The sequence below is a fragment of the Flavobacterium sp. GSB-24 genome (assembly GCF_027924665.1).
Lineage (GTDB): Bacteria > Bacteroidota > Bacteroidia > Flavobacteriales > Flavobacteriaceae > Flavobacterium.
Map to the genome: position 1 here is coordinate 3,643,014 of NZ_AP027043.1, position 23,650 is coordinate 3,666,663.

The following is a 23,650-nucleotide window of genomic DNA, read 5'->3' on the forward strand; positions in this document are numbered from 1 at the left end:
TTCTAAGTTGCTGAGATGCTAAGATTCTAAGATTTCTTCGACTTCGCTCAGAGTGACATTTATATTAGGTTTAGCTCTAAAAACCTCAGAACCTTAGAATCTTAGAATCTTAGTATCTTAGTATCTCAGTAGCTAAGATATATAATTCCAAATATTTTTCTTTTTAGTTAACTCAATAAAGATAGCTCTTAAGACAGCATGTTCTGGTTTTTGTAAAGCAGAATCTTCTTTTAAGATTTTCATGGCGTAATTTCGAGCCAGAGATAAAATATCTCTATCTTTCACGATATCTGCAATTTGAAGGTTTAAAACACCACTTTGCTGTGTTCCCATTAAATCGCCGGGACCGCGAAGTTTAAGGTCAACTTCGGCGATTTCGAAACCATCATTGGTCTGCACCATGGTTTCCATTCTGGTTTTACTGTCAGAACTTAGTTTATGCCCTGTCATTAAGATACAATAACTTTGTTCGGCACCACGACCAACACGTCCGCGGAGCTGGTGCAGCTGCGAAAGTCCAAATCTCTCAGCGCTTTCGATAATCATAACACTTGCATTAGGGACATTAACACCAACTTCGATTACCGTTGTAGCAACCATAATATTGGTTTTTCCTTCTGAGAAGCGTTTCATTTCGGCATCTTTATCGGCAGGTTTCATTTTTCCGTGCAGAATGGAAATGGAATATTGCGGAAGCGGAAAATCACGGGAAATACTTTCGTAACCATCCATTAAATCCTTATAGTCCATTTTTTCAGATTCCTGAATCAACGGATAAACAATATAAATTTGTCTTCCTTTGGCAATTTCATCCCGAAGAAATTTCCAAACTTTCAAACGATTAGTATCAAAACGATGCACCGTTTGAATTGGTTTTCTTCCTGGCGGTAATTCATCAATAACAGAAATATCTAGATCGCCGTATAAACTCATTGCCAATGTTCTCGGAATTGGCGTTGCAGTCATTACCAGAACATGCGGCGGAATATCATTTTTCTTCCACAATTTAGAACGCTGCTCCACACCAAAACGATGCTGTTCATCAATCACAGCCAAACCTAAATTTTGGAATTTCACTTTATCTTCTAATAAAGCATGTGTTCCAATTAAAATTTTAAGATTTCCGTTTTCAAGTTCTTCATGAATAATTCTTCTTTCAGAAGTTTTGGTGGAACCTGTTAATATCCTGATATTGATGTTTAAAGTATTCGCAAATTCAGACAAACCAATAAAATGCTGATTGGCCAAAATCTCAGTCGGAGCCATTAAACAAGCTTGAAAGCCATTATCGATAGCGAGAAGCATACTCATAAAAGCAACAATTGTTTTTCCAGAACCAACATCACCTTGAAGCAGACGATTCATTTGAGCGTTGCTACCCATGTCTGTACGGATTTCTTTTATTACTCTTTTTTGAGCATTGGTCAAATCAAAAGGCAGATGATTTTGATAGAAATCATTAAAAAATTCACCAACTTTTGTAAAAGGATGTCCTTTAATTTTATGCTTCCGAATAAGATTTTTAGTAATTAACTGAAGCTGAATAAAGAATAATTCCTCAAATTTTAATCTGAATTGTGCTTTCGCTAAAATATCAGCACTTTTTGGAAAATGAATATTAAATAGCGCAGCTCTCTTCGGAATTAATTTTAATTCTTCAATCAAAAAAGGCGGAAAAGTTTCAGTAAACAAAGCCTGGGTTTCCAAAAAAAGCTGCTCCATCAATTTATTAATGGTACGGTTTGAAATTCCTTTATTGGTTAAAGCTTCCGTTGAAGGATAAACCGGCTGCATTGCCGATCGCAGACTTCTTTCGTGTTCACTCAGCAATTCAATTTCGGGATGCGCCATACTGAATTGGCTTCCGTATAAAGAACATTTTCCGAAAATAACAATTGGTTCATTTAGCTTTAAAGTTTCGCGAATCCATTTATGACCCTGAAACCAGTTGAGATCAATTTGCCCTGTATCGTCAACAAAAGTTGCTACAAGTCGCTTTTTATTTTTAGCAAATTCAACCGTTTTGATGTGAATTATTTTTCCAATAATCTGAACTTCAGAACCTGTATTCTGTAGTTCGTTAATCTTATAATAACGTGTTCTGTCAATATATCGATTTGGAAAAAAATTGACTAAATCTCCATATTTATGAATTCCCAATTCCTTACGAAGCAGCTGGCCGCGACTCGGGCCAACGCCTTTTAAGTATTCTATTGGAGTTTCTAGGAGATTATTAGACATTAAATTATTTTAGATTTAGATTTTAGAAATAGAGTTAAGAATAAAAACAACTGTATTCTTTATTCTATTTTCGTTTATCTTGAAAAGGCGAAGATAAATCTTAATTAGGAAATTTGAAAGTGTATTGTTGTTTTCAAGTTTTGAATATTAATTTATAAGAAAGTTTTTTAAAAAGAACGCAACCATTTTAAGAAAGGAATATCTTATTAATAGTTAACCTTAAAAACCTTAAATGAAATGAAAAAAATTGGACTTTTAATTGTAATGTTTGTGTCGCTTATTTCTTGTTCAAATGATGATTCAAACGATAATGCTAAACTTGCCGTAACAGATTATCATGGAAAATGGATAAACATTCACGAAGTTAAGGATATAAACAGTCCTTATTTATGGACTGAATACTACGTTTTCAACGCCAACAACACATTTGTAAAATCCAGAACAACTATAGATGGAACTACTACTGCAACAGGGACTTTTGAAGTTTTCACTGCTGATAATAGACCAAATTTTAAATTAACTTATTCTGCAGCTACAAATTTAATTTACAATTGTACCTCTGGAGTTGGAGGAACAAGTGAGCTTCTATATATCTACAATGGTTATTTAGAAAATAGCGCCAGAATGTGTGATGCAGCATCTACCTACGAAAAAGAAAAATAAAAACCGTAAGTTTGTTCAAGATATTAAAGGTATTCAATCTTAAATTGAATACCTTTTTCTTTTTTTAATATTTAGAAAATGACGACACACTTAGCACTTTTGCGCGGAATAAACGTTTCGGGACACAACATGATGAAAATGGAAGCTTTGAAAACAATGCTTGAAAATATCGGTTTCCAAAATGTTCGAACCTATTTACAATCTGGAAATGTTTTTATTGATAGTGAAGAAGAGGCTTCAAAAGTAGGTTTTATGATTAAGCAGGAAATCTTTAAAGTTTTCGGTCATGAAGTTCCAGTTGTTGTAATTACAAAAGATGATCTAAAATCTTGTTTTGCTAATAATCCATTTTTAAAAGAGAAAGATGTAGATAACAAAAAACTATATTTTGCTTTTGTTTCTATTGCTCTAAAAAAAGAAAACATAAATGATTTAAAAATCAGTCAGTTTAAACCTGATGAAGCAAGTATTGATGAAAATAGAATTTTTATAAAATATGCTGTTGGAGCAGGAAAAACTCGTTTTGATCAAAAATATATTGAGAAAAAATTGAATATAACAGCAACTATTAGAAACTGGAATACAGTTACTAATTTACTGGCAATGTATGGCGAATAGTTTTTTTTTGAAATACTATTTAGGAATTAAATCACAATACCAAAATCCAAAATCAAAAGCTGTTTCATCATTGGTATCGCAAGCATCATTAGATGAATTTTGATTTGCTGGTTTTTCATATTTTCGGTAAACAATTTCGCCAATTTCATAATCAATTGGTTTAGAAAATAGTGGTCCGTCAAAAGTAAAGGTATGAAATTCACCATTTTCGCCACATACATCAACATTTTTAGGTAAATCATTTATGAAATCCTGATCGATAATTCTGCCGACAAAACTTTTGTCTAAGTATTTTTCATTCACACAAACCACGATCGTTTTAAATCCAAGCGATATAAATTCTTGAATCAATTTTTGAGTTGGAATCTTCCAAATTGGAAAAATTCCGTTAAAACCAATTCTAGATAATTGATTTTCTCGATATTGACGTAAATCTTCCAAGAAAATATCTCCAAAAATAGAATGAGTAATGCCTTTATTTTTTAATTCTGCTAAAGTCTCAGTCATTACATTTTCATAAACCTCCATAGTCGGCATTTCTGGAATTTCCATAATTTTCAGAGGAATATCAATGCTTTCCGCCTGAGCCTGTAATAATTCAACACGAACGCCATGCATAGAAATGCGCTGATATTGTTTGTTTACGCTTGTTAATAAACATTCAATTTTAAAATCAGGATTTTGAAGTATTTTATACAACGCAAGAGCAGAATCTTTTCCGCTGCTCCAATTAAATAAGGCTTTTTGAGGTACAGACACGATTTGGTATTTTATGCTGTAAACTTACAAATTTCATTCTATTTGTTTGTGAAAGGTTTGTAACTTTGGGATTTTGCCTTCAAATTCATTTCAATGAAATACATCTTTTTATTATTTACCGGATTTATATTCGCGCAGCAAACCCAAAACGTTGATTTTAAATCAGTTTCAGGACAATTGTTGTTAAATTCAAAAGAAAAAACAGTTTCAGGTGCCGTAGATTTCCAGTTTGAGGTCTTAAAAGATTGTGATACCATTTCGCTTGACGCTAAAAACATGGAATTTTCGAATGTGAAAATTAATGATAAAGAAGTCATTTTTATAAATACTACTAAGCAATTAAAAATTGTTTTTCCTTTTACAAAAAGTCAGAATCACTTAACTTTTAATTATGCGGTAAAACCAAAACAAGCTTTGTATTTTGTTGATACAAAAAACGATGAAGTACAGATCTGGACACAAGGGCAGGGCAGATATACCAGTAATTGGTTTCCGAGTTTTGACGATGTAAATGAGAAACTAATTTTCAATTTAGAAATTTCTTTTGATGCATCCTATGAGGTTGTTTCGAACGGAGTTTTAAAACAAAAAACACCAAACGGAAATTTAATTCATTGGCAGTATCAAATGGAAAAACCAATGAGTTCTTATTTGTTAATGCTGGCGATTGGAAAATTCGATAAAAAAGAATTTAAATCTAAAAGTAAAATTCCGTTAGAATATTATTACGAGCCAAAAGATGCCGATCGTTTTGAGCCTACTTACCGCTATTCGAAACGAATTTTTGATTTTCTGGAGAAGGAAATCGGTGTAAAATACCCTTGGCAGATTAACAGACAAATTCCAGTTCGAGATTTCTTGTATGCGGGAATGGAAAACACAACAACGACTTTATTTGCAACTCGTTATGTTGTAGATTCAATTGGTTTTTGCGACCGAAATTATACCAATGTTGACGCTCACGAATTGGCACATCATTGGTTTGGAGATTTGATTACAGCCGAAAGCAGTACGCATCATTGGCTTCAGGAAGGATTTGCAACATATTTTGCCCTTCTTGCAGAAAAAGATATTTATGGAGAGGATTATTTTTATTCAAAATTATACGATACCGCACAGCAGATAAAATTTGCTTCAAGAACCGATACAATTCCGGTTTTAAATGCCAAAGCCAGTTCGCTCACATTTTACGAAAAAGGAGCCTGGACATTATTTGTGCTGCACGAATCGATTGGTGATAAAGCCTTTAAAAAAGCGATAAAAAGTTATCTGAATAAATATGCTTATCAAACTGTAAACACGCAAAACTTCTTCGACGAGATTAAGAAAGTTTCAAATTTCGATTTGGAAAAATTCCAGAAAACTTGGTTAGAATCGACTGCTTTTGATACGCCGACTGCAAATGCCTTGTTGAGTAAAAATAAAACGATTCAGAAACGATTGGAAATTGATAAGTTAAAGAAAACACCTTTAGCAGAAAAAATAGATGTTTTAAAAAGTACTTTAGAATCAAATATTTATCATTCGGTAAAAGAAGCAGTTGTTGATCAGTTAGAAAATGAAAAGTATGAGTCTAAAAAATCGCTTTTGCTTTTGGCATTGCAGACCAATAATACTGAAATTCGTCAAAATGTTGCACAAACGCTGACCAAAATTCCTGAAGATTTTAGACTGAATTATGAAACTTTGCTTGGTGATAAATCTTATCAAACACAAGAAATAGCACTGTATTGGCTGTGGAGAAACTTCCCGGAACATAGAGCACAATATTTAGATAAATCTAAAAACTGGATTGGTTTTAACGATTATAATCTGCGTACTTTATGGCTTTCGCTAGTATTGTCTACGCCAAATTACAGCAATAATCAAGAATCGCTGATTAATGAACTCATTGCATTTTCATCTACAAAATATGAAGCCACTACACGACAAAATGCTTTAGAAAAACTGCTTGCTTTTAAAATTATTAACGATCAGGTTTTGAGTAATTTAGTTGGGGCAACTACACATCATATGTGGCAATTTTCGAAGTTTGGCAGAGATAATATTCGCATTCTTTTAAAAAATCCAGAAATGCGTGCATCATTTAATAGAATTTTACCTAATTTGACCCCCGATGAACAGTTTCAATTGAATCGTTTATTGATTGAAAAAAGTTAAAGGTTTTATGTTATAGGTTATGCGTTTTGAAAACCAAAATTTAAGGTGTAAATCATTGATTTATTAGAATATACAATAGAGGAATGAGGTTTAAAGTTGAGAAAATTTTAAATTCCATAACTCATAACACATAACTTTAAAACGCACATGAGAGCATTGGTTATTTCTGGCGGAGGCAGTAAAGGCGCATTTGCCGGCGGTGTTGCCCAGTATTTAATAGAAGAAAAAAGACACGAATACGATTTGTTTTTAGGAACTTCAACAGGAAGTTTGTTAATTCCGCATTTAGCTCTCGGCCACATTAAAAAAATTCACTCAGTTTATACTAATGTGACTATGGCAAGTATTTTTAATATTTGTCCGTTTGTTGTTAAAAATAAAGATGGTGTTGATATTGTGACTATTAATCACTTTAATGTCATACGTCAGTTTTTTAAGGGAAAACGAACTTTTGGAGAAAGTAAAGGTTTGAAAAAATATATTCAGAATAACTTTTCATTGTCCGACTTCAATAATCTTAAAAAACTAAAGACTGATGTCATAGTTACGGTTACCAATTTTACAACAAACGAATCAGAATATAAATCTGTAAAGGATTGTACGTATGAAGAATTTTGCGAATGGTCTTGGATTTCTAGTAATTATGTTCCGTTTATGAGCTTGGTTGAGAAAAACAATTGTGAATATGGCGATGGCGGATTCTCAAGTTTGGTTCCAATTCGCGAAGCAATTAATAGAGGTGCAACAGAAATAGATGTAATTGTTTTAGAAACCGAGGTCAACACAACCAAAACAGTTATTGGTAAAAATCCTTTTTCTTTGATGATTGACTTGTTCCGAATTGCTTTAGATCAAGTTGAAAAACATGATATTGCTATAGGAAAACTTATGGCAAACAATAAAGATGTAAAACTTAACTTATATTACACGCCAATTAAATTGACCGACAATGCTTTGATTTTTAATAAAGATGTAATGAAAGGTTGGTGGGAACAAGGTTATGAATATGCTCAGAATAAGTCTGAGGTTATGAGTGACAATAAATAATTTTAGATTGTTGATTTTAGATTTTAGATTATGAAAACTCAATCTAAAATCTAAAATCTGAATTCTAAAATATTTTTACCAAAGATCAGCTACTTCATTTTTAATATAACCCAAAGCAGCATTACTAGGAGATTGTTTTTCTAGTAAATCGTTCAAAATTACTTCGCGTAATTTGTCTGCATTATCTACTTTATCGCTCATTGCGGCTTTACGAATCATTTGAATGGTTGCATTTTTTGCAGTTGTAATAATTGTCCAGCATTCGTCTGACATGTAAATCTGCTGTGTCAAATTATGTTCAAATTCTTGTTCGATTTGTTCGATTACAAAATTTTCATAATCGTGTTTATCTTGAGAAATTGGAGAAATCCTGATTAATAATTTAGTCAAATTAATGCGCTCTAAAAATAAAGTCATACGCTCATAAGCCTGCAAACGTATTGGCAGAGATTGTTTTTGATATTCTTTATTTAATAAAAAAGCACGCTTTCTATCATTGTTTTTAATGTGCAGTTCAAAGAAACGATAAGCTACAACTCCTGTAACTAATGCCGGCAGAGTATAACTCGCAAGTTCTATAATTTTATTAAAATCCATTTGAATAATTTTTAAGCAAAAATATACTTTTTAAGGAAAAATCCACTTTAAATTTTTGGTAATAAACAAAAAGGAAGCTGTACTTTTGCAACTTGTTTTTTAATGTATCTGAAATATAGTTTTTAATGGATTCCTATATCATTTTTTTTCTTTGTTTAGCAGCTTTTGCAGCGGGATTTATTGATGCCATTGTTGGTGGCGGCGGATTGATACAAACTCCAATGGGATTAATTTTATTACCCAATTTACCAGTTTCTACAGTTGTAGGTACATTAAAGATTCCAGCTTTCAGCGGAACAGCTTTTGCTGCTTTTCAGTATTTAAAAAAGGTTGTTATTCAGTGGAAATTGCTGCTCATTATGATGTGTCTGGCGGTTCCTTCGGCATTTTTAGGTTCTACGATTTTGACGATGGTGAGCAACGATTTTATGAAACCGCTTTTACTGGTGGTTTTGTCTTTACTTTTTGTATATACTTACGCAAAGAAAAATTTTGGACAGCATGCTGCGAAAGATCATTCTGCTGCAACACAAATAATTTATGCGGTTGTTATTAGCATAATCGTTGGTTTCTACGACGGATTTATCGGCCCTGGAACAGGAAGTTTCTTTGTAGTAGCATTTATAGCGCTTTTAGGTTTCGATTTTCTTCACGCTTCCGCGAATGCTAAAATGGTAAACTTGGCGACGAACTTTGGTTCGATTTGCTTATTTATGATTAAAGGAAAAATTATCTGGACAATTGCAATTCCGATGGCAGTAAGCAACGGACTTGGAGGATGGCTGGGTGCAAAACTGGCTATCAATAAAGGAAACGGTTTTATTCGGATTTTCTTTTTAATTGTGGTTGTTGGAACTTTGATTCGCTTTGGTTATGATGTGTTTTTTAAGTAAGTTTTTTCTAGGTTCTAAGGTTCTGGAATTCTAAGGAGTTGAGACTTTGAATATCGAAGTTCTTAAGTAATTAAAGAAAAGAAACTTAGCGCCTTAGAATCTTAGCATCTCAGAACCTTTAAAAAAGATTGTTTGAATCTAGCCCCGATTGAGGCGGTATCCTCGTAATGAAATGAAGAGATAAAGCCGAAAGCGGGAAACCATGCCGAAAAATATGCCTTTTGTTTGGCTTCAAAAAAACTTAGAACCTTAGTATCTCAACATCTTAGAACCTTTGCGCAGCTTCTTAGGAACTTTCTTTTTAAATTCTTAATTTTGCCTAAAAGGAGAAAATTACATGCAGAAATATATTGACCAGCTCAACGAAGCGCAAAGACAGCCCGTTCTTAAAAAAGATGGGCCAATGATTATTATTGCTGGTGCAGGTTCGGGAAAGACCCGAGTTTTAACAATTAGAATTGCTTATTTGATGGCGCAGGGCGTTGATGCCTTCAATATTTTGTCGCTGACTTTTACCAATAAAGCGGCCCGCGAGATGAAACACAGGATTTCGGATATTGTCGGGGCGAGCGAGGCAAAGAACCTTTGGATGGGAACGTTTCACTCTATTTTTGCGCGTATCCTGCGTGCAGAATCTGATCACTTGGGTTATCCTTCCAATTTTACCATATATGATTCTCAGGATTCCGCTAGGTTAATTTCTTCTATTATTAAGGAAATGCAGCTGGATCGTGATATTTACAAACCAAAACAAATTTTAGGACGTATATCTAGTTACAAAAACAGCTTGATTACGGTAAAAGCCTATTTTAATAATCCAGAATTGGTTGAAGCCGATGCAATGGCGAAAAGACCAAGATTGGGAGAAATATATCAGCAGTATGTGGAGCGCTGTTTTAAAGCCGGCGCAATGGATTTTGATGATTTACTGTTGAAAACCAACGAATTGCTAACTCGTTTTCCAGAAGTTCTGGCTAAATATCAAGATCGTTTTCGTTATATCTTGGTTGATGAGTACCAAGATACAAATCACTCTCAGTATTTGATTGTTAGGGCTTTATCTGATAGGTTTCAGAATATTTGTGTGGTTGGAGATGATGCGCAGAGTATTTATGCTTTCCGTGGTGCAAATATTAATAACATTTTGAATTTCCAAAAGGATTATGAAGGTGTAGTAATGTTTCGTTTAGAGCAGAATTACCGTTCGACAAGAAATATTGTTGAAGCGGCAAATACTGTGATGGAACATAATAAAACCAAACTAGACAAAGTAGTTTGGACTGCAAACGAATTTGGTCCTAAAATTAAAGTTCACAGAAGTTTGACAGATGCTGAAGAAGGGCGTTTTGTAGCCAGTACGATTTTTGAGCAGAAAATGCAGAATCAGCTTCATAATGGTGCTTTTGCAATTTTGTATCGTACAAATGCTCAGTCACGTGCGATGGAGGATGCTTTGAGAAAACGTGATATTCCGTATAGAATTTACGGCGGATTGTCGTTCTACCAACGTAAGGAGATTAAAGACGTTTTATGTTATTTACGCTTGGTTCTGAATCCGAAAGATGAAGAGGCTTTGATTCGTGTGATTAATTATCCTGCACGTGGAATTGGTGATACAACGGTAGAAAAATTGACGATTGCAGCCAATCATTACAAACGATCGATTTGGGAAGTAATGGTTAATATTGACAAGATCGATTTAAAACTGAATGCTGGAACAAAAAATAAACTGAAAGATTTTGTGACGATGATTCAGAGTTTTCAGGTGATAGATCAGAATCATGATGCATTCTATATTACAGACCACGTTGCAAAGAAAACTGGTTTGGTTCAGGAATTGAAGAAAGATGCTACGCCGGAAGGAATGGCGAAAATTCAGAATATAGAAGAGCTTTTAAACGGTATTAAAGATTTTACCGAAGGACAAAGAGAAATTGATGGAGCAAGAGGCGCACTTTCTGAATTTATGGAAGATGTGGCTTTGGCAACAGATTTAGACAAAGATACCAATGATGAAGATCGTGTAGCTTTAATGACGATTCACTTAGCGAAGGGACTTGAATTCCCGCACGTTTTTGTGGTGGGTATGGAAGAAGATTTGTTCCCGAGTGCGATGAGTATGAGTACTAGAAGTGAATTGGAAGAAGAACGTCGTTTATTTTACGTAGCTTTAACTCGTGCAGAACATCAGGCGTATTTGACTTATGCGCAATCTCGTTATCGCTGGGGAAAACTGACAGATAGTGAACCTTCAAGATTTATTGAAGAAATTGATGGTCAATATTTAGAATATCTAACTCCTGCAGAAACGAATTATCGCTATAAATCACCAATTGATGGTGATATTTTCGGTGATGTTGATAAGTCTAAACTAAGATTAGCAAAACCGGTGGGAGGAACACCTCCAAAACATATTACAGATAATAATCCGAAACCGGATATGAATATCAGAAAGTTAAAGCCAGTAGGGACTAATCCGAATGCAAGTGCACCAAATTTATTTGACAGTAAATTGACTGTTGGAAATGTTGTAATGCACGAACGTTTTGGTAAAGGAGAAGTGATTAACCTAGAAGGTGTTGGCGCTGATAAAAAAGCAGAAATCAAATTTGAAGTAGGAGGAATTAAGAAACTCTTGCTGAGATTTGCTAAATTAGATGTGGTAGGATAAAAAAAATGTTTCAAGTTTCATGTTTCAAGTTATGAAAAACAACTTGCAGCCTAAAACCTCAAACAAAAAAACTAAAAAAATTATGGCCGAATTTATAAAAATATATCCAGATAAACCTAGTGAAGCTGCAATTGCAAAAGTTGTAAAAGTGCTTCAAAATGGTGGATTGGTGATTTATCCAACAGATACTGTTTACGGTTTAGGTTGTGATATTACCAATTCGAGAGCATTAGAAAAAATTGCTAAGATAAAAGGAGTTAAATTGGAGAAAGCCAATTTTTCATTTATTTGTCATGACCTTAGTAATTTATCAGATTATGTGCGTCAGATTGATACTTCGACTTTTAAAATATTAAAAAGAGCTTTGCCAGGACCTTATACTTTTATTTTACCTGGAAATAATAATCTTCCAAAAGAATTTAAAAAGAAAACTACAGTTGGTATTCGTGTTCCTGACAATAATATTATTTTAGAAATTGTACGTCAGTTAGGAAATCCAGTAGTCTCAACTTCTATTCGTGATGAAGATGATGTGATTGAATATACAACAGATCCTGAATTGATCTTTGAGAAATGGCAAAACCTTGTAGACCTAGTAATTGATGGAGGATATGGAGATAATGTTGGTTCAACAATTATAGATTTATCTGAACATGAACCAGTTATTGTAAGAGAAGGAAAAGGTGAAATTGATATTTTGTAAATAAATACTTTAATTGTATAAAAGTTTAAAAATAATACCTAACTTTAGTACAGTTAAAATTTAGTTAGTTATTTAAAAATAATGCTATTCTTGATTAGCCAAAATTAAGAATACAAAAAAGCAGGTCAATCGACCTGCTTTTTCTGTTTTTATAAAATTTAAAACAAGAATTATTTAGCTTGTTTTTTCATTTCTTTTTCAATCATATCATAGAATTGATCGATTTTTGGCATAACTACAATACGAGTTCTTCTGTTACGAGCTTTGTTTTCAGCAGTATCATTAGCAACTAATGGTACATAAGAACTTCTACCTGCAGCAATTAATTTAGCTGGGTTAACACCAAGATCGTTTGTTAAAACACGAACGATAGAAGTAGAACGTTTCACACTTAAATCCCAGTTGTCTAAGATAATTCCGTTGCTTTTGTAAGGAACATTATCTGTGTGTCCTTCAACCATACATTCGAAATCTGGTTTGTCGTTAACTACTTTTGCAACTTTTGCTAATACACCTTTTGCTGCATCAGTTACTTCGTAGCTTCCGCTTTTGAATAATAATTTATCAGCGATAGAGATAAATACAACTCCTTTTTCAACATTGATTTCGATATCTGGATCGTTGATTCCAACTGCACCTTTTAAACTAGTAACTAATGCTAAAGTAACACTGTCTTTTTTAGTTAAAGCGTCTTGAAGTCTAGAAATTTTTAAATCTTTTTCTTTTAAGCTTTCAAGAGATTTTTCAAGATTCTCAGCACCTTTAGTAGTTAAGATAGTTAAATCTTTAGAGCTGTTGATTAAATCTTGATTATGTTGTTTGTAGCTTTCAGCTGTTGCAGCTAATCCAGCTTTTTCTTCTAAGCACGAATTTAATTTTACAGTACATGAGTTTAACAAATCTTGAGTCTCTTTGTTCTTAGCTTCCAACTCAGCATATTTCTTTTTAGAAACACATGATGTTAAAGCCATTAATACTGATAGTGCGATAACTATTTTTCTCATAAATTTAATTTTAATTAGACTTGATTACAAATTTAGTTTTTAATATTTTGAATACTGTTAAAGATTTCTTTAAATAAGGTCATTTTCCTGATATAATAAAGGAAAACGATGCTTTTAACCATATAGTATTGCTGTATCTGAAAATCTTTTCGTTTTCCGAGATATTTTAAAGATAAGCAATAAAATGAAAAATGTGCCTTTAAAATAGCAAAAGTGTGCCCGAATTTCCCTTGTGTAAGAAAACGGATACCTGCAATGCCGTCTAAAATCATACGGAAAAAAATCACAAAAAATAATCCCCTTTTTGGCAGATTTTTGACAAGCATTAATAATGAATTTCTAAAATTCAAATAGGTCTTTTTAGGATTTCCCTGTTGTAATGTTGCACCACCAACATGATAAACGAGAGATTGATAATTATACTTAATAATATGTCCGTCGTTTGCAGCTCTCCAGCATAAATCAATTTCTTCTTGATGAGCAAAAAAACTTTCATCAAAACCTCCTAATTCATAAAATACATTCTTTCTAATGAAAAAGCAAGCGCCTGAAGCCCAGAACAATTCAATATTTTCATCATATTGTCCGTTATCTTTTTCTACGGTATCAAAAATTCTTCCTCTACAAAATGGAAATCCATATTTGTCAATAAAACCACCCGCAGCACCAGCATATTCAAAATATTCTTTGTTTTTAAAATCGAGAATTTTAGGCTGAATAATAGCGGTTTGTTTTTCAGTATCAAAAGTTTCGAGAATTGGCTTAAGCCAGTTTTCTGTAACTTCGATATCAGAATTGACCAATGCATAAATTTCTGCATCAATATGTTTTAATGCATCATTATAACCTTTTGCAAAGCCGTGATTTCCTGAGTTTTTGACAATCTTTACGGTAGGGAAGTTTTCTTTAACGAACTCGATAGAATTATCTGTAGAATCGTTATCAGCAACATAAATTGCCGCGCCTTCTGAAAATTGAATAACAGATGGTAAAAACTGCTCAAGCAATTTTACTCCGTTCCAATTTAAAATTACAACTGCTATTTTATCCAAAAGTACTTAATTATTTATTTTTAATGGTTTTCTTTATAATCAGGCAGGTTTCTCAAAAACTCATATTTTTCGTTTTCAAAATCCATTTGACAATAAAAATGGCTTAGTCCGTTTGTGACATTCAAAAACCGTGCCTGCATCGTCATATTATAACGGGCAATTTGGTCAAAAGTTGCCTGAGAGATTTTAACTTCTGGTGCTTTACATTCTACTAATATATGTATAGTACCATCTGAATTGAAAACCACAACATCATAGCGCTTTCGTAATCCGTTGACGGTTAAAACTTTCTCTACATTTATAAGTGATTTGGGATACTTTTTTTCGTACATTAAAAAATGCACAACGTGCTGGCGAACCCATTCTTCTGGCGTGAGAATTATAAATTTTTTCCTGATTTCATCAAAAATAGACACTTTATTTTCGCTATTTTTGAATCGGAAAGTGTAAGCAGGGAAATTAAGTTTTAACATAAAGCAAATATAATTTGAAAATTAGTCAATTTGAAAATTAGTTAATTATTTATTTTTGAAACTGAAAACTGAGCCTGAACACTGAAAACTTAATTTAATGGACGAAGTAGTAAAAATCGTTAACGATATAAAAGCCGGAAATATTAAACCAATTTATTTTTTAATGGGTGAAGAGCCTTATTATATAGATAAATTGTCTGAATATATTGAGCAGAATGTTTTGGCTGAAGAAGAGAAAGGCTTTAATCAGACAGTTTTGTACGGAAGAGATGTTTCTATTGATGATATTGTTTCAACAGCTAAACGCTATCCTATGATGGCTGATCGTCAGGTTGTTATTGTGAAAGAGGCTCAGGATTTGTCTCGTACAATAGATAAAATAGAATCTTATGTAGAGAATCCGATGGAAACTACAGTGTTGGTTTTCTGTTATAAATATAAAACACTCGATAAACGTAAAAAAGTCACTAAACTTTTAGCACAAAAAGGTGTCGTTTACGAAAGTAAAAAATTATACGAAAATCAAGTAGGCGACTGGATCAAGCGTGTTTTGGCGGGTAAAAAATATACGATTGATCCTAAAGCTAATGCGATGCTTGTGGAGTTTTTAGGAACCGATTTAAGTAAAATTAATAATGAACTCGAAAAACTCCGGATCATTTTGCCGCAGGGAACTATGATTATGCCTGAGCATATTGAAGAAAATATTGGTTTCAGTAAAGACTATAATGTTTTTGAACTTCGAAAAGCAATTGGAGAACGCAATCAGCTAAGAGCATATAAGATAGCAGAAAATTTTGCTCATAACCCTAAAGAATATCCTTTGGTTATGACGACAGGATTGGTATTCGGCTTTTTTATACAGCTTCTAAAATATCACGGACTGAAAGATAAAAATCCAAAAAATGTGGCTGCCGCAATTGGAGTAAATCCATATTTCTTGAAAGAATATGATTTAGCTGTAAAAAATTATCCAATGCGAAAAGTTAGCCAGATCGTTGGCGCTTTACGAGATATTGATATTAAAAGTAAAGGTGTGGGAGCCAACGCTTTATCACAATCCGATTTGCTGAAAGAAATGCTGTATAAAATATTTAATTAAGCCAGTAAAATTCACGATATTTGCGTTTCTAAAAATTTTGCTACTTAAAAAATAATTACACAATTATGGGAATGAATAAAAATACCGTTTTAGGATGGGCTACTTTTATAATGGTACTTATGGGATTGTTACTTATAGGTCTTGGTGTTTTTAGATACAGTGAAGTATCAGGCTGGGGATTTGCTGCTGTTGGGGTTGGATTTTTGGCTAATGCATGGGTATTCAATGCTTTAAAAGGTAGAGTTTAAATTGATTGCAATTAGAATATTAAAAAAATCATTAATTAAAATTAAAATAATATAGAATGTCAGACGATAAGAAAGTAATTTTCTCAATGCAGAAATTGAGTAAAACCTATCAGGGAGCAGATAAACCTGTTCTTAAAAATATTTACTTGAGTTTCTTTTACGGAGCAAAAATTGGTATTTTAGGACTTAACGGTTCTGGAAAATCTTCACTTTTAAAGATTATTGCTGGAGTAGACAAGAACTATCAAGGAGATGTGGTTTTTCAGCCAGGTTATACTGTTGGGTATTTAGAGCAAGAACCAATTCTTGATGATTCTAAAACAGTTATTGAAATTGTTCGTGAAGGAGCAGCTGAAACTATGGCAGTTTTAGAAGAGTACAATCAGATAAACGATTTATTCGGTCTTGAAGAGAATTATTCAGATCCAGATAAAATGGATAAATTGATGGACCGTCAAGCAGCATTGCAAGATAAAATTGATGCTCTTGGGGCTTGGGAAATTGATACGAAATTAGAAATTGCAATGGATGCATTGCGTACTCCAGAAGGAGATACGCCTATTAAAAACCTTTCAGGAGGTGAGCGTCGTCGTGTAGCTTTATGCCGTTTGTTATTGCAGCAGCCGGATGTATTGTTATTAGATGAGCCTACTAACCACCTTGATGCTGAGTCAGTTCTTTGGTTAGAGCAGCATTTAGCACAATACTCAGGAACTGTTATTGCTGTAACGCACGACCGTTATTTCTTAGATAATGTTGCTGGATGGATTTTAGAGTTGGATAGAGGAGAAGGTATTCCGTGGAAAGGAAATTATTCTTCTTGGTTAGACCAAAAATCAAACCGTATGGCTCAGGAAGAAAAAGTGGCTTCTAAACGTAGAAAAACTTTAGAGCGTGAGTTGGAGTGGGTTCGCCAAGGAGCAAAAGGTCGTCAGACCAAACAAAAAGCTCGTTTACAGAACTACGACAAATTATTAAACGAAGATCAAAAACAACTAGATGAAAATCTAGAAATTTATATCCCGAACGGTCCGCGTTTAGGGACAAATGTTATTGAAGCGAAAAATGTTGCTAAAGCTTTTGGTGATAAATTATTGTATGATAATTTAAACTTTACGTTGCCACAAGCAGGTATTGTTGGAATTATCGGACCAAACGGTGCTGGTAAATCTACCATTTTCAAAATGATTATGGGAGAGCAAGCTACAGACAGCGGAGAATTTTCAGTTGGTGAAACTGTAAAAATTGCTTATGTAGATCAGTCTCACTCTAATATCGATCCGAACAAATCGATCTGGGAGAATTTCGCAGATGGTCAGGAATTGATTATGATGGGAGGAAAGCAAGTTAATTCTAGAGCTTACTTATCTCGTTTCAACTTTGGTGGCGGCGAGCAAAACAAAAAAGTGTCAATGCTTTCAGGTGGAGAACGTAACCGTTTGCATTTGGCAATGACATTGAAAGAAGAAGGAAACGTACTTTTACTGGATGAGCCTACGAATGATCTTGATGTGAATACACTTCGTGCACTTGAAGAAGGTTTGGAGAATTTTGCAGGTTGTGCCGTAATTATTTCTCACGACAGATGGTTCTTAGATAGAATTTGTACACACATTTTAGCTTTCGAAGGAGACTCTGAAGTTTACTTTTTCGAAGGAAGTTTCTCTGATTATGAAGAAAACAAAAAGAAACGTCTTGGCGGTGACTTAACTCCAAAACGTTTGAAATACAGAAAATTAATTAGATAATTTTTCTAATAAATTCCAAATAGAAAATCCCAAATTCCAATTATAGTGAATTTGGGATTTTTATTTTTTTGCACTGTGTCTAGTTTGTCATTTTCGATCCCGAGGCTTCGGTAGAGAAATCTTCGCGAGAAACTCAACAAAGATTGGATTCTTGTTATATATAAAATTGGAATTTGTAATTTTTCTATTGGAGTTTCTTTTTAAAGAAATTTCGATTTCAATTCTGGAGTAGGAATCATGCAGCTTTCTTTTTTGCCATACCAATTGTATCGGTTTTTGGCAATGTAGTCGTAAATGAAATCGCTTATAAAAATTGGAACAATTCTAAAAATCGGAATTAATTTCCAAAAACCACCAAAGTTTTTTCCTATTTCAATTGCTGCCGAAGATTTATAAAAATAAGCTGTTCCTGGATCGTATAAAATAATGCTGTCCATTTTTGAAAAACTAATTCCCAGATGTTTACAAATTGAAATACCTAATTCTGACTGCAATGCGACAAATCTAAAAATATCTTTTTTGTCTTTTTTTATAATAAATTGTACAGCAGAATTGCAGAGATTACAAACTCCGTCAAAAAGGATTATTTTTTTATTCATTGGAAGATCTTCCATTATTGTAAGGTCAAGTTTTTCTACTATTCTAAAAACGCAATAGATTTTTAAATTGTATACTTATGAGTTAATTAGGTATATTTATTAAATCTATGTATTTTTAAATTTTAATAAATTTTAATTATTAAAAACGGCTTTAATATTTGATCTTAGATTAATTTAAAAAATATAGCGACCACTTTTATTGTATTTTTAAAGATCAATTCTTAAATCGCTTTATTTTAATTTTACCTATTTTTTTAGCATTTATAAGCTTAAAAACATGACTGTGATTGAAAACTTTATTTTTTAACAGCCTCAACTAACTCCAATTCGTCTAAGCTGACTTTAGAAGTAAAAATTCCATAGTTAACTGTTGCTTTATTTTTTTCGATAGAATCGATACTTCCAACAGATCTTCCATCCATCATTCGTACTCGGTCGCCCACTTTTAAAATTGGTCTTGGTTTTTCTACAACAGGTTTTAATTTTTTCTCTTTTTTCTCTTTTCGAATTTCCTCAACTTTTACCTGAACTTCAGCAATAATTTCTTTTTGTTTTTCAACTTTTGCTTTGGTTTCTTTTGGAGTTGCTTTTTTTCGTTTTGAATTTTCAATTTCAACGATTTTTAAAAATTCGCCAATAAGTTCTTTTTTATTTTTGTTGTTGAAATATTTTTCAGCAATGTCATCAATTTTTTGTCCAATGTAAATAATTTTCTGGTTGCTGTCGTATAATTCTTGATAGCTTTCTAATTTTTGCTGGATTCTAGTATTGATGTTTTCCATCTTTTTACTTTCTTCACGTGCACGAGTTTCTTCTTCTTTTAAATTCAAAGAAGTTTTTTCAAGCTTTGACCTTTCTTTTTGAAGAGTCGCAATGGTTTTATCAAAACGAACTTTTCCAACTTCGATTTTCTTTTTCGCACGATTGATCAATCCAAACGGAATTCCATTTTTTTGTGCAACTTCAAATGTAAACGAGCTTCCTGCCTGACCTAACGCCAATTTGTACATTGGTTCTAAAGACTTTTCGTCGAACATCATATTGGCATTTGTGGCATAGGGTAATTCGTTTGCCAAAATTTTCAAATTGGAGTAGTGTGTTGTTATAATTCCAAATGCTTCTCGATGATAAAATTCTTCCAAGAAAATTTCAGCCAAAGCGCCTCCCAATTCAGGATCAGAACCTGTACCAAATTCGTCAATTAAAAACATGGTTTTCTTGTTGCATTTCTTCAAGAAATAATTCATGTTTTTTAATCTGTAACTGTAAGTACTTAGGTGATTTTCAATAGATTGGTTGTCTCCAATGTCGGTTAAAATTCTATCAAATAAAAAAGTTTCGCTTCTTTCGTGAACTGGAATTAAAATGCCAGATTGCAGCATCAATTGTAATAAACCAACAGTTTTCAAGGAAATAGTTTTCCCTCCAGCATTTGGTCCAGAAATTACAATAATTCTATTTTCTTGTTTAAGCTCAATTGTCTGTGGGTGCGTAACTTCTTTTTTTTGTTTGTTATTCAAATACAAAATCGGATGATAGGCTTCTCTAAAAAATAATCTTCTTTCTTCTGTAATTGCGGGCAAGATTCCGTTGATGCGATTGGCATATTTTGCTTTTCCAGCAACAACATCAATATCACTTAAAAAGTCTTGATATTCAATTAGTAATGGTAAGTAAGGGCGAATTACGTTTGACAGATTTTTTAAAATTCTAGTAATTTCTTCCTTCTCTTCATATTCTAAATTTGCTAACTCTCTTGAATATTTTAGAGTAGCTTCTGGTTCGATGTAAGCGATGCTTCCCGTTTTAGAACTTCCTAAAATAGAACCTTTTACTTTACGACGATACATTGCTAACACTGCCAAAACCCTGCGGTTTTGTACAAAGCTTTCCTTAATATCATCCAAATATCCTAAACCGTTATATTGTGTAAGTGCCACACCAAAACTTTGGTTTACTTTTCCGCGTACCAAATTCATATTTTGGCGAATGCTCAATAAAGCCGGCGAAGCATTATCTTTAATTTCTCCATATTTATCGACAATTGCATCAATTGCCGTAATAATGTCTTTTGTCAATTCTACCCGAGAAGCTCTTGCGTTAAGATTTGGATAATAGTCATCAAATTTCTTAAGGAAACTCAATAAGACATTTGTAGTTGCAGAAAGATTGGCAATTTTTCTAAAACTGCCAACTTCCAAGAAACTATCTTCAATTGCTAAAAACTTAATTTCATGAGTTATAGCATCGAATCCGTGATTAGGAATCGCGTTATTATTTTGAAAAGAAGATACATATTCTGATGTCTGCATCAAGGACTGCATCAATTCTTCTTTATCTCTAAATGGTTTTATTTGTAAAGCCTTTTCCTTTCCAATATCGGTGTTGCATCCATCTGAAATGGTTTCGAGTACTGTTGGAAATTGTAAGTCTTGTAATGTTTTTTCGGTAATACTGATCATTTAATCTCTTTATGAAAGTAAAAGCAAAAGTACGAAAACAATAATGAATTATGAATTATGAGTTTTTTTATTTGCTGTCGTTTCTAACTTTTGATTTTCAATTTTTTACATTTTTCTTTTTAGTAAATATGATTTTAAGTAATTATTTCTGAAATTCGCATAAAAAAAATTATGGACGTAAAAATGCATTCTTCTTGGAAACCAGTTTTGAATGAAGAATTCGGAAAACCATATTTCAAAGAATTAATTGAATTTGTAAAATCAGAATACGCAACAAAAGTTTGTTATCCAAAAGGCAGTCAGATTTTTTCAGCTTTTGACCATTGTCATTTTGATGAAGTGAAAGTTGTTATAATCGGTCAGGATCCTTATCACGGTCCAAACCAGGCAAATGGTTTGTGTTTTTCTGTCAACGATGGAATTCCGTTTCCACCTTCTTTATATAATATTTTTAGAGAAATCGAAAGTGATTTAAATAAACCTTTACCAAAAACTGGGAATTTGGAGCGCTGGGCAGATCAAGGTGTTTTTCTTTTAAATGCCACATTAACAGTGAGACAATCTGAAGCAGGAAGTCATCAGGGAAAAGGATGGGAAAAATTTACCGATGCTGTAATCAAACAGATTTCTGCGGGAAAAGAAAATGTAGTATTCTTGCTTTGGGGCGGTTTTGCTCAAAAGAAAGCTGCGTTAATTGACGCTTCCAAACATCATATCTTAAAATCAGGGCATCCTTCACCGTTAAGTGCAAATAGAGGATTTTGGTTTGGAAATAAACATTTTAGCCAGACAAATGATTTCTTGAAATCGAAAGGATTGAAAGAAATTGAGTGGTAAATTTTATAAGTAACAAAGTTGCATAGGGACAAAGGTGCAAAGGTAAAGCTTTGCTTCTTTGAGCCTTTGTAACTTTCCATGAAATATTTTTAACTAAAAAATCTTTTGAATCTGCAATCTCGATAGCTATCGGGAGCGAGAAACAAAAGATTTAATTTGAGTTATTTTTTGATAATTTCTTCTAAAACAGCTTTGTTTTCGTAGTTTGTAACTTTTAGAATAATTTCTTGATTTTTAACTGTTTTACCTTCAATGATATAAAGTTTACCTTTATTGAACGGAACATTACTTTGGTCAAAATCAACATCTCCGTAAGTCAATGTGTTTTTAATGTCTGCAGTGTCAACCCATTTTTCATTTAAAGTCTGAATTGCTTTATCTGAATATTGAAAAGGTTTTGTTCGAAGATTATTAAGAACTCGGGCATTTGGAAAATAATTGCAGCGAGTATCTTTTCCACTAAAAACAAGAGCTACAAAAAAACAGCCCATAATTAGGCCGATTAGATAATATGCAAAACGGTGTACGAACTTCATGAAATAAAATTTTTGCAAAGGTACATTAAAGTTCCCTTAAAATACAAGTAAATTGATATCGTTATCTGGCAAATCAAACCAGTCGCCAATAGCTTTGTTTGTTAGGATTCCATGATAAAGATAAATACCGTTTTTAAGACCTTTATTGCATCTAATAGCACTTTCTATTCCACCATCTTCGGCTATCTGATGTAGATAAGGTGTTAGAATGTTACTAATTGATAATGAGGCGGTTTTGGAATATCTAGAAGGGATATTTGGTACACAATAGTGTAAAACATTGCTCTTAATAAAGGTTGGTTTTTCGTGGGTAGTAACTTCTGATGTTTCGAAGCAGCCTCCAGTGTCAATGCTTACATCAACAATTACAGCACCTTTTTTCATGTGTTCTACCATAGTTTCTGTAACTACAATTGGACAGCGTTCTTTTCCGCGCATGGCGCCAATAGCGACATCACAACGTCTTAAAGCTTTTAGCAAACCTTTTTGTTGTATAGTCGAAGTAAAAATTCGCTGATTTAAATTATTTTGCAAGCGGCGTAATTTGGTAATCGAATTATCGAAAACTTTTACATTTGCTCCTAATCCAATTGCTGTTTTTGCAGCAAATTCACCAACAGTTCCAGCACCTAAAATAACAACTTCAGTAGGAGGGACACCTGTGATATTTCCAAATAGAAGTCCTTTCCCAAATTCATCCGTAATCATTAATTCTGCAGCAATAAGAATTGAGGCTGTTCCTGCAATTTCGCTTAAAGATTTTACTGCAGGATACGAGCCGTCCTCATCTTTGATATATTCAAAAGCTAAGGCTGTGATTTTCTTTTGAGCTAAAGCTTCAAAGTATTCTTTCTTTTTGGTTTTGAGTTGAATAGCCGAAATGATTACCGTTTCTGGATTTATCATTTGTATTTCGGCTAAAGTCGGCGGCTCCACTTTTAGTAAAAACGGACAGCCAAAAACTCTTTTGGTATCTTTTGTTATTTCTGCGCCTGCATCGGCATATTCTTTATCGGTATAACTCGAACTTTCCCCAGCTCCAGATTCAATCATGACACGGTGACCCGCATAAGTTAAGGAATTTACAGCATCGGGAGTAAGGCATATACGACGTTCCTGATAGCTTGTTTCTTTGGGAATTCCTATAAAAAGTTCTCTTTTAAAACGACCAACCTCAAGTTTTTCTTCTTGCGGTATTAATTGTTGTTTTGTAAATGGAGTTAACGTGATTGACATG

At 33.2% G+C, this 23,650-nt stretch carries 21 protein-coding genes; 11 read left to right on the forward strand and 10 right to left on the reverse strand.

Annotation, left to right across the window (positions count from 1 at the left end; genetic code table 11):
- Positions 1-132: 132 nt before the first annotated feature.
- Positions 133-2,241 carry an ATP-dependent DNA helicase RecG gene (gene recG, locus QMG60_RS15770; protein WP_281865603.1) on the reverse strand — a complete coding sequence of 703 codons (2,109 nt, stop codon included), beginning with the start codon at positions 2,239-2,241 and terminating at the stop codon, positions 133-135.
- A 237-nt stretch (positions 2,242-2,478) separates the two neighbouring features.
- Here recG and QMG60_RS15775 point away from each other — a divergent pair, with 237 nt between their 5' ends.
- Positions 2,479-2,904, forward strand: a complete 426-nt coding sequence (locus QMG60_RS15775) for a hypothetical protein (protein ID WP_281865604.1) — start codon at positions 2,479-2,481, stop codon at positions 2,902-2,904.
- A gap of 78 nt (positions 2,905-2,982) precedes the next feature.
- Positions 2,983-3,522, forward strand: coding sequence for a DUF1697 domain-containing protein (locus QMG60_RS15780; RefSeq protein WP_281865605.1), 540 nt, complete (start codon positions 2,983-2,985; stop codon positions 3,520-3,522).
- A 15-nt stretch (positions 3,523-3,537) separates the two neighbouring features.
- On the opposite strand, the gene QMG60_RS15785 is transcribed toward QMG60_RS15780, so the two are convergent.
- Positions 3,538-4,281, reverse strand: coding sequence for a diphthine--ammonia ligase (locus tag QMG60_RS15785; RefSeq protein WP_281865606.1), 744 nt, complete (start codon positions 4,279-4,281; stop codon positions 3,538-3,540).
- Positions 4,282-4,374: 93 nt separating this feature from the next.
- Between QMG60_RS15785 and QMG60_RS15790 the strand changes: the two genes are divergently transcribed.
- Together QMG60_RS15790 and QMG60_RS15795 are read left to right on the forward strand one after the other, a co-directional pair.
- Positions 4,375-6,441, forward strand: a complete 2,067-nt coding sequence (locus QMG60_RS15790; RefSeq protein WP_281865607.1) for a M1 family metallopeptidase — start codon at positions 4,375-4,377, stop codon at positions 6,439-6,441.
- A 147-nt stretch (positions 6,442-6,588) separates the two neighbouring features.
- A complete protein-coding gene (locus QMG60_RS15795; RefSeq protein WP_057118051.1) occupies positions 6,589-7,488 on the forward strand; it encodes a patatin-like phospholipase family protein in 900 nt (299 codons plus the stop codon).
- 75 nt (positions 7,489-7,563) lie between these two features.
- Here the strand turns inward: QMG60_RS15795 and QMG60_RS15800 are convergent, their stop codons facing one another.
- Positions 7,564-8,085: a hypothetical protein gene (locus tag QMG60_RS15800; RefSeq protein WP_057118050.1), complete on the reverse strand. Its 522-nt coding sequence runs from the start codon at positions 8,083-8,085 to the stop codon at positions 7,564-7,566.
- A gap of 125 nt (positions 8,086-8,210) precedes the next feature.
- Here QMG60_RS15800 and QMG60_RS15805 point away from each other — a divergent pair, with 125 nt between their 5' ends.
- The 3 genes from QMG60_RS15805 to QMG60_RS15815 all read left to right on the forward strand — a co-directional run bounded on the left by QMG60_RS15805 (position 8,211) and on the right by QMG60_RS15815 (position 12,352).
- Positions 8,211-8,978, forward strand: coding sequence for a TSUP family transporter (locus QMG60_RS15805; RefSeq protein WP_281865608.1), 768 nt, complete (start codon positions 8,211-8,213; stop codon positions 8,976-8,978).
- Between the two features lie 337 nt (positions 8,979-9,315).
- Positions 9,316-11,649, forward strand: coding sequence for a UvrD-helicase domain-containing protein (locus QMG60_RS15810; protein ID WP_281865609.1), 2,334 nt, complete (start codon positions 9,316-9,318; stop codon positions 11,647-11,649).
- Positions 11,650-11,731: 82 nt separating this feature from the next.
- Positions 11,732-12,352: an L-threonylcarbamoyladenylate synthase gene (locus QMG60_RS15815; RefSeq protein ID WP_057118047.1), complete on the forward strand. Its 621-nt coding sequence runs from the start codon at positions 11,732-11,734 to the stop codon at positions 12,350-12,352.
- Between the two features lie 170 nt (positions 12,353-12,522).
- Here the strand turns inward: QMG60_RS15815 and QMG60_RS15820 are convergent, their stop codons facing one another.
- From QMG60_RS15820 to QMG60_RS15830, 3 genes are read right to left on the reverse strand one after another with little or no spacing between them, the layout of a single operon-like run.
- Positions 12,523-13,356 carry an OmpA family protein gene (locus QMG60_RS15820; RefSeq protein WP_057118046.1) on the reverse strand — a complete coding sequence of 278 codons (834 nt, stop codon included), beginning with the start codon at positions 13,354-13,356 and terminating at the stop codon, positions 12,523-12,525.
- Between the two features lie 32 nt (positions 13,357-13,388).
- Positions 13,389-14,408 carry a glycosyltransferase family 2 protein gene (locus QMG60_RS15825; protein WP_057118045.1) on the reverse strand — a complete coding sequence of 340 codons (1,020 nt, stop codon included), beginning with the start codon at positions 14,406-14,408 and terminating at the stop codon, positions 13,389-13,391.
- A gap of 20 nt (positions 14,409-14,428) precedes the next feature.
- Positions 14,429-14,881: a type I restriction enzyme HsdR N-terminal domain-containing protein gene (locus QMG60_RS15830; RefSeq protein WP_281865610.1), complete on the reverse strand. Its 453-nt coding sequence runs from the start codon at positions 14,879-14,881 to the stop codon at positions 14,429-14,431.
- A 97-nt stretch (positions 14,882-14,978) separates the two neighbouring features.
- On the opposite strand from QMG60_RS15830, the gene holA reads away from it, so the two are divergent.
- From holA to ettA, 3 genes are all read left to right on the forward strand, one after another.
- Positions 14,979-15,983, forward strand: a complete 1,005-nt coding sequence (gene holA, locus QMG60_RS15835; protein ID WP_281865611.1) for a DNA polymerase III subunit delta — start codon at positions 14,979-14,981, stop codon at positions 15,981-15,983.
- A 71-nt stretch (positions 15,984-16,054) separates the two neighbouring features.
- Positions 16,055-16,231, forward strand: coding sequence for a CAL67264 family membrane protein (locus QMG60_RS15840; RefSeq protein WP_198530125.1), 177 nt, complete (start codon positions 16,055-16,057; stop codon positions 16,229-16,231).
- 56 nt (positions 16,232-16,287) lie between these two features.
- Entirely contained in the window at positions 16,288-17,979 is a 1,692-nt protein-coding gene (gene ettA, locus QMG60_RS15845; protein ID WP_057119783.1) for an energy-dependent translational throttle protein EttA, read from the forward strand.
- 200 nt (positions 17,980-18,179) lie between these two features.
- Here ettA and QMG60_RS15850 read toward each other — a convergent pair whose 3' ends face one another.
- Positions 18,180-18,593, reverse strand: coding sequence for a thiol-disulfide oxidoreductase DCC family protein (locus QMG60_RS15850; protein WP_057118040.1), 414 nt, complete (start codon positions 18,591-18,593; stop codon positions 18,180-18,182).
- Between the two features lie 281 nt (positions 18,594-18,874).
- Positions 18,875-21,040, reverse strand: coding sequence for a DNA mismatch repair protein MutS (locus tag QMG60_RS15855; RefSeq protein WP_057118039.1), 2,166 nt, complete (start codon positions 21,038-21,040; stop codon positions 18,875-18,877).
- 171 nt (positions 21,041-21,211) lie between these two features.
- Here QMG60_RS15855 and QMG60_RS15860 point away from each other — a divergent pair, with 171 nt between their 5' ends.
- A complete protein-coding gene (locus tag QMG60_RS15860) occupies positions 21,212-21,877 on the forward strand; it encodes a uracil-DNA glycosylase (protein ID WP_281865612.1) in 666 nt (221 codons plus the stop codon).
- A 161-nt stretch (positions 21,878-22,038) separates the two neighbouring features.
- Here the strand turns inward: QMG60_RS15860 and QMG60_RS15865 are convergent, their stop codons facing one another.
- Both QMG60_RS15865 and QMG60_RS15870 read right to left on the reverse strand, forming a co-directional pair.
- Complete coding sequence (locus QMG60_RS15865) at positions 22,039-22,413, reverse strand: DUF4258 domain-containing protein (RefSeq protein ID WP_057118037.1); 375 nt, start codon at positions 22,411-22,413, stop codon at positions 22,039-22,041.
- Between the two features lie 36 nt (positions 22,414-22,449).
- Complete coding sequence (locus tag QMG60_RS15870; protein WP_057118036.1) at positions 22,450-23,649, reverse strand: alanine dehydrogenase; 1,200 nt, start codon at positions 23,647-23,649, stop codon at positions 22,450-22,452.
- Position 23,650 lies beyond the last annotated feature (1 nt).